The organism is Comamonas sp. A23 (genome assembly GCF_004522605.1).
GTDB lineage: Bacteria > Pseudomonadota > Gammaproteobacteria > Burkholderiales > Burkholderiaceae_C > Comamonas > Comamonas thiooxydans.
The window spans coordinates 757,155-769,330 of sequence record NZ_RSDT01000001.1 but is presented as its reverse complement, the minus strand read 5'-3'; the positions used below and the strand labels follow the sequence as shown (position 1 = coordinate 769,330).

General features: G+C 62.1%; 10 protein-coding genes. All 10 read left to right on the top strand.

Annotated elements, in window-relative coordinates; genetic code table 11:
- Positions 1 to 11: 11 nt before the first annotated feature.
- Entirely contained in the window at positions 12 to 2,915 is a 2,904-nt protein-coding gene (gcvP, locus tag EIC84_RS03580) for an aminomethyl-transferring glycine dehydrogenase (RefSeq protein ID WP_004340667.1), read from the top strand.
- A gap of 49 nt (positions 2,916 to 2,964) precedes the next feature.
- Positions 2,965 to 3,171, top strand: a complete 207-nt coding sequence (locus EIC84_RS25930) for a hypothetical protein (protein ID WP_131361350.1) — start codon at positions 2,965 to 2,967, stop codon at positions 3,169 to 3,171.
- The gene (locus EIC84_RS03575) at positions 3,158 to 5,338 is read left to right on the top strand and encodes a PAS domain-containing sensor histidine kinase (protein ID WP_034362511.1); all 2,181 of its coding nucleotides are present in this window, start codon (positions 3,158 to 3,160) and stop codon (positions 5,336 to 5,338) included. Before EIC84_RS25930 ends, EIC84_RS03575 begins: the two co-directional genes overlap by 14 nt.
- A gap of 20 nt (positions 5,339 to 5,358) precedes the next feature.
- Complete coding sequence (locus tag EIC84_RS03570) at positions 5,359 to 6,021, top strand: RluA family pseudouridine synthase (protein WP_034362509.1); 663 nt, start codon at positions 5,359 to 5,361, stop codon at positions 6,019 to 6,021.
- Between the two features lie 351 nt (positions 6,022 to 6,372).
- Positions 6,373 to 7,494 (top strand): branched-chain amino acid ABC transporter substrate-binding protein, encoded by a 1,122-nt coding sequence (locus tag EIC84_RS03565; protein WP_004340660.1) that lies wholly within the window; start codon positions 6,373 to 6,375, stop codon positions 7,492 to 7,494.
- 96 nt (positions 7,495 to 7,590) lie between these two features.
- On the top strand, positions 7,591 to 8,514 hold the full coding sequence (livH, locus tag EIC84_RS03560) for a high-affinity branched-chain amino acid ABC transporter permease LivH (RefSeq protein ID WP_004340658.1): 924 nt from the start codon (positions 7,591 to 7,593) through the stop codon (positions 8,512 to 8,514).
- A complete protein-coding gene (locus EIC84_RS03555) occupies positions 8,514 to 9,752 on the top strand; it encodes a high-affinity branched-chain amino acid ABC transporter permease LivM (protein WP_004340655.1) in 1,239 nt (412 codons plus the stop codon). The genes livH and EIC84_RS03555 overlap by 1 nt, the downstream gene beginning before the upstream one ends.
- A 55-nt stretch (positions 9,753 to 9,807) precedes the next feature.
- Positions 9,808 to 10,575, top strand: coding sequence for a high-affinity branched-chain amino acid ABC transporter ATP-binding protein LivG (gene livG, locus EIC84_RS03550; protein WP_003079486.1), 768 nt, complete (start codon positions 9,808 to 9,810; stop codon positions 10,573 to 10,575).
- Complete coding sequence (locus EIC84_RS03545) at positions 10,575 to 11,288, top strand: ABC transporter ATP-binding protein (protein ID WP_004340648.1); 714 nt, start codon at positions 10,575 to 10,577, stop codon at positions 11,286 to 11,288. The genes livG and EIC84_RS03545 overlap by 1 nt, the downstream gene beginning before the upstream one ends.
- A gap of 92 nt (positions 11,289 to 11,380) precedes the next feature.
- Complete coding sequence (locus tag EIC84_RS03540; RefSeq protein ID WP_080554185.1) at positions 11,381 to 12,145, top strand: SDR family NAD(P)-dependent oxidoreductase; 765 nt, start codon at positions 11,381 to 11,383, stop codon at positions 12,143 to 12,145.
- Positions 12,146 to 12,176: the final 31 nt, after the last annotated feature.

The following is a 12,176-nucleotide window of genomic DNA, read 5'->3' as shown; positions in this document are numbered from 1 at the left end:
AGGTCCCTCCCATGCTGATGTCGCCTCCCGCCCCCGTCGCTTCCCTGCAAGCGCTGGAAAACAGCCACGAATTCATCCCCCGTCATATAGGCCCGGACGCCGATGAGCAGCAAAAAATGCTGGCCGCCATCGGCAAGCCCTCGCTGGATGCCTTGATTCGCGATGTGATGCCCGACTCCATCGCACGCGCCAGGCCCATGGATCTTCCGGCGCCGATTACCGAAGCCGCTGCGCTGGCCGAACTCAAGGCCATCGCCAGCAAGAATCAGGTTCTGAAGAGCTTTATCGGCCAGGGCTACTACGGTACGCACACGCCGGGCGTCATCCTGCGCAACATCCTCGAGAATCCAGCCTGGTATACGGCCTATACCCCCTACCAGGCAGAAATCTCACAAGGCCGCATGGAGGCGCTGGTTAACTTCCAGACCATGGTGACCGACCTGACCGGCATGCCGATTGCCAATGCATCCATGCTGGACGAGGCCACGGCAGCCGCCGAGGCCATGACGCTGGCCAGGCGCTCCGTCAAATCCAGAAGCCATCGCATCGTGCTGGCCGGCGATCTGCACCCGCAAACGATTGAAGTCATCGAGACCCGTGCCCGGCCAATTGGCATCGAAGTGGTGATCGCCAACAGCCAGCAAGAGTGGGAGGCTGCGCTGGCAGGAGATCTGTTTGCTGCCGTCATCCAGTACCCCGCGTCCAGCGGCTGGATCGTGGACTGGAAGGCCGATGTGCAAGCCATTCACGCCAAGCAGGCCGCCGCCATCGTGGCCACCGACCTGCTGGCTCTGACCCTGCTGACACCGCCCGGCGAATGGGATGCCGATATTGTCGTGGGCAACAGCCAGCGCTTCGGCATGCCCATGGGCGCAGGCGGTCCACACGCGGCCTTCATGGCCTGCCGCGACGAATACAAGCGCAGCCTGCCCGGCCGTCTGGTGGGTGTCAGCGTCGATGCGCATGGCAAGCCCGCCTACCGCCTCGCGCTGCAGACACGTGAACAGCATATCCGCCGCGAAAAGGCGACGTCCAATATCTGTACGGCCCAGGTCCTGCCGGCCGTGATTGCCAGCATGTATGCCGTCTACCACGGCCCCCAGGGGTTGAGGCGCATTGCCCAGCGTGTGGCACGCTTCACAGCGATTCTGAGCCGTGGCCTGGCCCAGTTGGGCTTCAACGCCCATCACCACGACACAGCCTTCGACACCGTGAGCCTGCACACCCGGGAGGCCACCGACGCCCTGGCGGCTCGCGCCGTCTCCCGAGGCGTCAACCTGCGCAAAGCCTGGGATGAATATCTCTGCATCAGCCTGGACGAAACCACGACCCGGGCCGATGTCGAGCTGCTCTGGAGCATCTTTGCCCAGGGGGGCCAGGCCCTGCCCACCATCGAAGCCATGGACGAAGGCCCGACCTCGCTGATCCCCGAATCCCTGCAGCGCAGCACGGCCTATCTGACCCACCCGGTCTTCAACACCCACCACTCCGAAACCGCCATGCTGCGCTATATACGCAGCCTCAGCGACAAGGACCTGGCGCTGGACCGCAGCATGATCCCGCTGGGCAGTTGCACCATGAAGCTCAATGCCACCAGCGAGATGATTCCCATCACCTGGCCAGAGTTCGCCGACATCCACCCGTTTGCGCCCGCCAACCAGCTGCAAGGCTATGCCGAGCTGGACCGGCAGTTGCGCGACTGGCTGTGCCAGGCCACGGGCTACGCGGGCATCAGCCTGCAGCCCAATGCAGGCAGCCAGGGCGAATACGCAGGTCTGCTGGCTATCAAGGCCTTCCATGAATCACGCGGCGAGGCACACCGCAATATCTGCCTGATTCCCAGCAGCGCCCACGGCACCAACCCGGCCAGCGCGCAAATGGTGGGCCTGCAGGTCGTGGTCACCAAGTGCGACGACAACGGCAACGTGGACATGGCGGATCTGAAGCTGGCCTGCGAGAAGCACAGCGCCAATCTGGCCTGCATCATGATCACCTACCCCAGCACGCACGGCGTGTTCGAGACCCAGGTCAAGGAACTGTGCCAGCTGGTGCACAGCCATGGCGGCCGCGTCTATGTGGACGGCGCCAATATGAACGCCCTGGTAGGTCTTGCCGCTCCCGGCGAGTTCGGCGGCGATGTCAGCCATCTGAACTTGCACAAGACCTTCTGCATTCCTCACGGCGGCGGCGGCCCCGGCGTCGGCCCCGTGTGCGTGGTCGAGGATCTGGTGCCCTTTCTGCCAGGGCATGCCACCGCAGGCGACGTCCGCCGGGTGGGCGCTGTCAGCGCAGCGCCTTTGGGCAATGCAGCCGTTCTTCCGATCAGCTGGATGTATATCCGCATGATGGGCGAGCCGGGCCTGAAGCTGGCGACCGAGACCGCCATCCTCAACGCCAACTACATCAGCGCGCGGCTCAAGGAGCACTTCCCCACGCTGTATGCGGGCGAGTATGGTCACGTGGCCCATGAGTGCATCGTGGATCTGCGCCACTTCAAGGACAGCTGCGGCGTGATGGCCGAGGACGTGGCCAAGCGCCTGATCGACTACGGCTTCCACGCACCGACGCTGTCCTTTCCCGTGCCCAACACGCTGATGGTGGAGCCGACCGAGAGTGAAAGCCTGTCTGAGCTGGACCGCTTCATCGAAGCCATGATCGCCATCCGTGCCGAGATTGCCGAAGTGGAGGCCGGCAGACTGCCCAGGGACGACAACCCGCTCAAGAACGCGCCCCATACGGCAGAGGCCTTGCTGGCCGCAGACTGGCAACATAGCTACAGCCGCGAAACCGCCGCCTATCCCGTGCCTGCCCTGCGCCGCGCCAAGTATTGGAGCCCCGTGGGCCGCGTGGACAACGTCTATGGTGACCGCAATCTGTTTTGCAGCTGCGTCCCCATGGACGCTTACGAAGACTGATAGCCAGGGTCTCCCCCAAGCCAGTGCGCTCCGCCGCACTGGCTTTTTTATGCTCAATCAATGTCGAACACCAGCCCGCCCGTTGCTGTTCGCCCGCAGTGAATGCATTCACGACATCAATGCAATCGGCGTTGCTGCCGTCAAACCGAGCATCGAGTTGCCTGAATACCGGTTGACTGCCCGCCTTTTTCAAGGGCAGGTGCAGGGACCGGCTTACACTGCCGAGGTCTTCTGCCTGTCTCATGAGCTCCTCTGAACCCACTCCCCCTCCCTTGCTGCCTGTCATTGATGGCGGCCTGCCTCTGCATGCCCTGCTGGCCCCCGGTGCTGCGCCGCTGGGCCTGAGCGCCAACACCCAGCCATTGGTGCCGGAGGATGAAGACCCGCTGCAGGCCCTGGTGGCGGAGTTGCGCAACTACCAGCACGAGCTGGAGCTGCAAAACGAGGTACTCAATTACAGCCAGGCCGTGGCCGAGAGCGCATCGGAGCGGTTTGAAACGCTGTTTGCAAGCATTCCGCTGCCGCTGCTGGTGGTTGATGAATACGATATGGTGGTCCAGGCCAATGCCATGGCTCACCGCGCATTTCAGCCCACCGAAAAAGACCGGCTGCTGATCAACTTCAAGCCCTTTGTGCATGTCAACGACGCAGAGCGCGTGACTACGGCCTTCGAGCAGGCCAAGGCGATGGGACGCGCCGAGGTGCACGAGGTTCTGTTCCAGATCACCGAAGAATTCGAGCTCTGCGGCGACCTGCATGTGGCCGGCGTGGTCGTGCCCCAGCAAAACGGTCCGGCCACCTGGCAGTATTTGTGTGCCGTTGTCAACCAGGGCCCGCTGCTTGCCGAGCGCAAGGCGCTGCAAGAGCGCAACCAGCAGCTTTATGCCAGCGAGAGACGGCTGGAATCGGTCATCAACTCTGCGCTGGACGCCATCATCTGCGTCGATCAGCATCAGCGCATCACTGTCTTCAACCCCACAGCGGCAGCCCTGTTTCTGTGCTCGCCTCAGGATGCCCTGGGCAGCCCGCTGGAGCGCTTTTTACCCGATGCCGCTCGGGCACTGGCTTTTTCCTCGCTGACCACACAGGCCGTGCTGGGCGAGATGACGGGGCTGACCCTGTCGGGGCGCGAGATTCCCATGGAAATCAGCGTCTCCTTCGAACACCACAGCAGCGGCGACACCACCACCATCTTTGCGCGCGACCTGACCAGCCGCAATCGCGCCGAAGCCCAGCGCAATGCGCTGGAAACCCAGCTGCGCGAATCCCACAAGATGCAGGCCGTAGGCACCATGGCCGGCGGGATTGCCCACGACTTCAACAACATCGTGGGCGCAATCCTGGGTAATGTGGAGCTGGCCAAGGCCGATAGCTGCGGCAACCCGGCTGCCATGGAAAGCCTGCGCGAGATCGAAAAAGCCGGTCGCCGCGCCCGCGATCTGGTGCGCCAGATTCTGACCTTCAGCCGCAATGACCTGCCCGAACGCCGTCCGGTTCAGGTGCAGGAAGTCATGTCCGACACGGCTCGCCTGCTGCGCGTGACCCTGCCTCCCTCCATAGAGCTGCAGGTGCAGGAGTCCAACGATCTGCCGCCGCTGCTGGCCGACCCCACTCAGGTGGAACAGGCGCTGTTCAATCTCTGCAACAACGCCATGCAGGCCATTGGCAGTCAGCGCGGCATCATCCAGATGCGGGCCATGCGCATTGCTCCCGACAGCTACCAATGCGAACGCCTGGGTCTGGCCGTGGCCGAATACCTGGTCTTTATGGTGCAGGACTCTGGTCCAGGCATGGACGTCGCGACTCAGCGACGCATCTTCGAGCCTTTTTTCACCACCAAACCGGTCGGCCAGGGCACAGGCCTGGGCCTCTCGGTCGTACATGGCGTGATGCGCACCCATGGCGGCGCTGTCGATGTGCACAGCGAACTGGGCCAGGGCAGTTGCTTCACGCTGTACTTTCCTCTCAGCGACCCGACTTCCAGCCACTCTGCGCTGCCGCCCATGCGCATGGACAAGCCCGAAGCCCCGCTGCCCGAACCTGTCCTGGCCACGCGCGCCAGCCATGTCATGTATGTGGACGACGATCAGGCCCTGGTCTTTCTGTTTCAGCGCCTGCTGCGCCGTCGCGGCTATGAAGTCTCGGGCTTTACCGATCCCCATGAGGCCATGGCCGCCCTGCATCAGGAGCCGCAGCGTTTTGACCTCATAGTCACCGACTACAACATGCCCGGTTTCAGCGGACTGGACTTGCTCAGACAGGCTCTGCAGATCAACCCTCAACTGCCGGTTGCACTGGCCTCCGGCTATGTGACGGCCGAAATCGAGCAAGCTGCGATCGCAGCCGGAGCCAGAGCCTTGATCCACAAGCCCAACGATGTGCAGGAGTTCTGCGCCACGGTGCATGAACTGCTCAACCCCTGAAACAATCGATAGCTGTTTGAATGAGTGCGTTGAACTGTGTGTATGAAGACGAGCACCTGCTGGTACTCGACAAGCCCTCGGGCCTGCTGTGCGTGCCCGGTCGCGGCCCCGACAAGCAAGACTGCCTGAGCCTGCGTGCCCTCCGGCATTTCGGCGATGCACTGGTCGTGCACCGGCTCGATCAGGCCACATCGGGCCTGGTTGTCATGGCTCGCAATCCGGCCGTCCAACGCCAGCTCAGCCAGGCCTTTGCCGAACGCAAGGTCGACAAGCGCTATATCGCCGTAGTGGCCGGCGAGTTGCAGGCGCACAGCGAAGCAGCGGATGACAGGGGCTGGCAACTGATAGACCTGCCGATTGCGGCCGACTGGGAGCGTCGGCCGCTGCGTGTCATCAACCACGAAACCGGCAAAAGCAGCCAGACGCTGTGGCAGGTGATCGAGCACACCGACCAACCAGGAATACCCCGCACCCGGGTTTTGCTGAGCCCGCTGACGGGCCGCACCCATCAATTGCGCCTGCATATGGCGGCCATAGGCCACCCCATGCTGGGCGATGCGCTATATGCCAGCGAAGCCGTGGCCTGCGCCAGCCCACGCCTGTTGCTGCATGCGGCAGCACTGGAGCTGGTGCATCCGGTCACCGGCGGACTGCTGCAGCTAAAAAGCGATCCACTTTTTTAATCCCCCTCAAATCGGCAGCAACCGTCAAGCTCTCAAAGTTGCCACGCCGCAACAGAAAACCCTTCGGTACAGCTCTGAGGCAGGACAGAAATCTGCGCAAAAAGACCGCTGATGCAGACACTTGCCGCACAGTTCAGGCATGGACTGCGCATATACATCACAAATGCAGGCTGCGCCATAGCCCTTGCGTACTAGCTGCTATGCACGACATAGCAAAAACCGAAAGCCTGCACCAGCCCCTGCATACCCTGTTGCCTTCGTTGACCACTCGATTAATCTGAGCTTCTTTGCGCGAACTGCTATGGCAGCAATCGCGCTTTTCGAACATCTCTCGAGATTAAGGAAGTCCTCATGAGCATTCCGTTCCGCATGCAAACCGTTGTTGCCGCCCTGGGCCTGGCTGGTGCCGCCCTGGTCTCCACCGCGCATGCCCAAATCAAGATCGCCCTGGTCATCCCCACCACCGGTGCGCTGACCCAATACGGCGACATGGTCAAGGAAGGTGCCACCACCGCCGTTGAAATGGCCAATGCCGCTGGCGGTGTCAATGGCAAGAAGATCGAGTTGGTACCCGTGGACGATGCCTGCGAACCCAAGCAAGGCCCCGTCGCTGCCAACCGCGTGGTCAACAGCAAGATCGGCTACGTAGTCGGCCCCGTCTGCTCGGGTGCCTCGATTGCCGCAGCGCCCATCTACAACAACGAAGGCGTGGTGGTCGTCACTCCTTCTGCCACCTCGCCCGCTCTGACCGACGGCAAGAACTACCACTTCATCTTCCGCACCATTGGCCGTGACGACCAGCAGGGCCCGGCAGCCGCCAAGTTCATTGCCGAGAAGCTCAAGCCCAAAAAGGTTGCCGTGCTGCACGACAAGCAGTCCTACGGCCAGGGCATTGCCTCTTCCGTGCGTGACGACCTGAAGAAGGCCAAGATCGACGTGGCACTGTTTGAGGGCATCAACGCAGGCGACAGCGACTACTCCGCCGTCATCACCAAGCTCAAGGGTGCAGGCGTGGACTTTGTCTATTACGGCGGCTACCACCCCGAAATGGGTCTGCTGCTGCGTCAGGCTGCCGAGCAAGGTCTGAAGGTCAAGATGATGGGTCCTGAAGGCGTGGGCAACCCCGAAGTCAACGCCATTGCCGGCCCTGCCGTCGAAGGCATGCTGGTAACCCTGCCCGCCGACTTTGCCGCCAATCCCAAGAACGCCGCCGTGGTCAAGGCCTTCCAGGACAAGAAGCGCAATGCTTCGGGCGCCTTCCAGCTGACCTCGTTTGCCGCCACCCAGTCTCTGCTGGCCGCCATCAAGGCCGCTGGCGACAGCCCCGCCAAGGTGGCCGACTGGATGCACAAGACCACGGGCGTGGACACCGTGCTAGGCCCTGTGTCCTGGAACAAGCAGGGTGACCTGAACTCCTTCGATTTCCAGGTCTTCCAGTGGCACAAGGACGGCAGCAAATCGCTCGCCAAGTAATTCCACCACTCTCTCCGGAGGCAATGGCAGGGGCCATGCCTCCGGATGTTTGTTATCTGGCCCTCGGGCCTTTTCCTGTTTCAAGGGTGGCGTTACATGTCAGACTTTCTCCCCCAGCTGATACAACAGCTATTCAACGGGCTCTCACTCGGAGCCATTTACGCCCTGATCGCCATTGGCTACACCATGGTCTACGGCATCATCGGCATGATCAATTTCGCACACGGTGACATCTACATGATCGGGGCCTATATAGGCCTCGTGACGCTTTCGGCGATTGGCACGCAAAGCGGTCTGCCCATATGGGCCATCATCGGCCTGATGCTGGTGGTGGCGGTATTCGTAACCGGCGTCTACGGCCTGGTTGTCGAACAGGTGGCCTACAAGCCCGTGCGCCAGAGCCCGCGTCTGGTTGCGCTGATCTCGGCCATCGGCATGTCCATATTCCTCCAGAACTGGGTGGCTCTGGGCCAGGGCGCGCGCGATATGGCCGTGCCTTCGCTGTTGCCGGGCGCCATCAATTTCCACATGGGCAATTTCGAGGTCTTCATCCCCTATACCCGCGTGCTCATCATCGCGGTAACCGTGGTGCTGATGATTGCACTGACCATGTACATCAAGCATTCGCGCATGGGCCGTGCCTCGCGCGCCTGCGCTCAGGATATGCATATGGCCAATCTGCTGGGCATAGATACCAACAAGGTCATCTCCTTCACCTTTGTGCTGGGCGCCGTGCTGGCCGCCGTGGGCGGCGTGCTGATTGCGCTGGCCGTGGGCAAGCTCAATCCCTTCATCGGCTTCCTCGCCGGCATCAAGGCCTTCACGGCCGCCGTGCTGGGCGGCATAGGCTCCATCCCCGGCGCCATGCTGGGCGGTGTGATTCTGGGCGTAGCCGAGACCTTTGCCGCCGCCTACATCTCGTCGGAATACAAGGACATCGTGGCTTTCGGCCTGCTGGTGACCATATTGATGTTCCGCCCCTCGGGCCTGCTGGGCAAACCTGAAGTGGAGAAAGTCTGATGAAGTACAGCTTTTCCGCCGCTTTGCGCGATGCGCTGATCGCCACCGTGATGACGGCCATCGTCGTCACCCCCATCTTCAGCCTGCACCTGGAGCGCGCCGGCGTGCGCACCATCATCACCCCCGACTGGAGCATGACCGGCTGGGCCTGCCTTGCCATCTTCGTCGTGCAGATGCTCAAGCCCCTGCTCGCTGGCAAGCTGCCCAAGGTCAATCTGCCGGCTGTCCCGCAGATGAAGTCGGGCACGCGCAACGTCGTCATCTTCGTGGTGCTGATGATGGCCGCCTCCTGGCCATTCTTCGCGGGCCGCAATGCCGTCGACATCGCGACTCTGGCCATGATTTACGTCATGCTGGGCCTGGGTCTGAACGTTGTGGTCGGCTTTGCCGGCCTGCTGGACCTGGGCTTTGTGGGCTTCTATGCCGTGGGTGCCTACACCTATGCGCTGCTGTTCCACTGGGCTGGCTGGACGTTCTGGGAAGCGCTGCCGCTGGCCGGCGCAGCCTCGGCTCTGTTCGGCTTCGTGCTGGGCTTTCCCGTGCTGCGCCTGCGCGGTGACTATCTGGCCATCGTGACGCTGGGTTTCGGTGAGATCATCCGCCTGCTGCTGACCAATCTGACCAGCTTCACGGGCGGTCCCGACGGCATCTCCAGCATTCCCAAGCCTACGGTGCTGGGCCTGCCCATGACCCGCTCGCCCCTGACCGAGGACGGTACGACATTTCATCAGTTCTTCGGCATGGAGTTCAACTCCATGCACATGGTGATCTTCGTCTACCTGATGGCCTTGCTGCTGGCCATGGTGACGCTGTTCATCAGCAACCGCCTGATCCGCATGCCCATAGGCCGCGCCTGGGAAGCGCTGCGCGAGGATGAAATCGCCTGCCGTTCGCTGGGCCTCAACCCCATGAAGATCAAGCTCTCGGCCTTCACGCTGGGCGCCATGTTCGCGGGTTTTGGCGGCGCCTTCTTCGCCGCTCGCCAGGGCATCGTCAATCCCGAGTCCTTCACCTTCATCGAGTCGGCCCTGATTCTGGCCATTGTGGTGCTGGGCGGCATGGGCTCTCAGCTGGGCGTGATCGTGGCCGCCATCATCCTGACCGTGCTGCCCGAGCTGGCACGCGAATTCTCCGAATACCGCATGCTGATCTTCGGTCTGGTCATGATTTTGATGATGGTCTGGCGCCCTCAGGGCCTGCTGCCCATGAAGCGACACCAAGTGGAGGTGAAGTCATGAAGCTGCACCTGAACGCTATTATTTCAATAACTACAACCACAGGCAGGGCAAACGCATGAGCGAGTATTTGCTGGAAGTCAAAGACCTGTGCATGCGCTTCGGCGGCCTGCTGGCCGTGGACAACGTGGGCTTTAACGTACGCCCTCAGGAAGTGTTTGCCATCATCGGCCCCAACGGCGCGGGCAAGACCACGGTATTCAACTGCATCAGCGGTTTCTACCAGCCCTCGGGCGGCTCGGTCGTTCTGGACGGCCAGAGCATTGCAGGCCACAGCAGCCACCAGGTCGCCAACCACGGTGTGGTGCGCACATTCCAGAACGTGCGCCTGTTCAAGAGCATGACGGCGCTGGAAAACCTGCTGGTCGCACAGCACCGCCAGTCGCGCGCCACGCTGCTCGGCGGCCTGTTCAACACGCCAGGCTATCGCCGTGCCGAACAGGAAAAGATCGACAACGCGCTCCAATGGCTGGACGTGATGGGCCTGCGCCAGTTCGCCAACCGCGAGGCCGGCAATCTGGCCTACGGTCACCAGCGCCGGCTGGAGATTGCGCGCTGCATGATCACCAAGCCTCGCGTGCTGATGCTGGACGAACCCGCCGCCGGCCTGAACCCGCAGGAGAAGAAAGACCTGCAGCATCTGATCGACGATCTGCGCAAACAGTACGGCGTGGCCGTGCTGCTGATCGAGCACGATATGGGTCTGGTCATGGGAGTGTCCGAGCGCATTCTGGTCATGGAATACGGCAAGCCCATCGCCATGGGCCTGCCCGAGGCGATTCGCAATGATGAACGGGTCATCAAGGCCTATCTGGGAGAGGCCTGATGAGCCAGCATATGTTGCAACTGGAGCAGGTCTCCACCCATTACGGCGCGATCTGCGCGGTCAATCATGTCAGCCTGCATGTCGATCAGGGCGAGATCGTCACCCTCATCGGCAGCAATGGTGCTGGCAAGACATCGCTTCTGATGACGGTCTGCGGCAACCCCCGTGCCAGCGGCGGACGCATTCTGTTCGAGGGCGAGGACATCACCCAGATGTCCACCCATCACATCATGCGCCGCGGCATTGCCATCTCGCCCGAAGGCCGTCGTGTCTTCAAGGACCTGACGGTGACCGAGAACCTGCAGATGGGCGGCTTTTTCCTGAGCAAGGCCGAGATCGCCGACGGCGTCGAGCATGTGTTCAAGCTCTTTCCTCGTTTGAAGGAACGCGCAGCGCAACGCTCGGGCACCATGTCGGGTGGCGAGCAGCAGATGCTGGCCATAGGCCGCGCACTGATGAGCAAGCCGCGCCTGCTGCTGCTGGACGAACCCACACTGGGCCTGGCGCCGCTCATCATTGCGCAGATCTTCGAGATCATTCAGACCATCCGCACAGCGGGTGTGACGGTGTTCCTGGTCGAGCAGAATGCCAACCGCGCCCTGCAGATTGCCGACCGAGGCTATGTGCTGGAAACCGGCAAGGTGGTGCTGGAGGACAGCGGTGTCAACCTGCTGAGCAATGACGAGGTGCGCAAGGCCTATCTGGGTCATTGACAGCTCGCTGACCTCATCTGAGGTCATCGCCAGGCCCCGCCGGACGCAAGTCTTGCGGGGCTTGCTCTTTTCGGTCTTCAATCAACCGTAAGATGCTTCGCATGACAAAGCACTTAACGATTCTGACCGGTGGCTCTCGCGGCATGGGCCTGTCCATGGGACAGCAACTGCTGCAGCAAGGCCATCAGTTGCTGAGCATTGCCCGCAAGACCAGCGCCACCCTAGCCTCCAGCGCCAGCAAGCCTGCACAGCTATTGCAATGGGAGCAGGACCTGGCACAAAGCGCTGCTGCTGCGCAGCGCCTGGCGACCTGGCTAGGCACGATAGATCCGCGTGAATGGGCCAGCATCACCCTGATCAACAATGCGGGCGTCATCCCGCAGATTGCGCCGCTGTCTCAGGTGCCTTCAGCCGACATGATCAATGCCCTGCGCGTGGGTCTTGAGGCCCCCATGGCCCTGACCGGAGCCTTTCTCGGTGCAACCGAGAGCTGGAGGATTCCCCGCAAGGTGCTCAATATCTCCTCGGGCCTGGGCCGCCGCGCAATGGCCTCGCAAGCCAGCTATTGCACGGCCAAGGCCGGCATGGACCAGTTCAGCAGTTGCGTGGCGCTGGAAGAGGCTGCCAAGCCCAACGGCGCACGCATTGTGTCTCTGGCGCCAGGCGTCATCGACACCGATATGCAGGTACAACTGCGCAGCGCAGCTTCAACCGACTTCCCTGACGTGGGGCGTTTTGCTGGTCTGCACAGCAACGGGCAGCTGACCTCGGCCGACGACGCCGCAGCCCGCGTGCTGGCCTGGCTGGCACGACCGGACTTCGGCGACCAGGTGGTTGCCGACGTACGCCAGGCTTGAGATAGCACTCAGAACGGCTGGACTCCAAAAC

Bases quoted from the DNA above. Each gene is read 5' to 3' on its own strand.
- gcvP (WP_004340667.1), top strand. From the start codon at position 12: ATGCTGATGTCGCCTCCCGCCCCCGTCGCTTCCCTGCAAGCGCTGGAA.
- EIC84_RS25930 (WP_131361350.1), top strand. From the start codon at position 2,965: ATGCTCAATCAATGTCGAACACCAGCCCGCCCGTTGCTGTTCGCCCGC.
- EIC84_RS03575 (WP_034362511.1), top strand. From the start codon at position 3,158: ATGAGCTCCTCTGAACCCACTCCCCCTCCCTTGCTGCCTGTCATTGAT.
- EIC84_RS03570 (WP_034362509.1), top strand. From the start codon at position 5,359: ATGAGTGCGTTGAACTGTGTGTATGAAGACGAGCACCTGCTGGTACTC.
- EIC84_RS03565 (WP_004340660.1), top strand. From the start codon at position 6,373: ATGAGCATTCCGTTCCGCATGCAAACCGTTGTTGCCGCCCTGGGCCTG.
- livH (WP_004340658.1), top strand. From the start codon at position 7,591: ATGTCAGACTTTCTCCCCCAGCTGATACAACAGCTATTCAACGGGCTC.
- EIC84_RS03555 (WP_004340655.1), top strand. From the start codon at position 8,514: ATGAAGTACAGCTTTTCCGCCGCTTTGCGCGATGCGCTGATCGCCACC.
- livG (WP_003079486.1), top strand. From the start codon at position 9,808: ATGAGCGAGTATTTGCTGGAAGTCAAAGACCTGTGCATGCGCTTCGGC.
- EIC84_RS03545 (WP_004340648.1), top strand. From the start codon at position 10,575: ATGAGCCAGCATATGTTGCAACTGGAGCAGGTCTCCACCCATTACGGC.
- EIC84_RS03540 (WP_080554185.1), top strand. From the start codon at position 11,381: ATGCTTCGCATGACAAAGCACTTAACGATTCTGACCGGTGGCTCTCGC.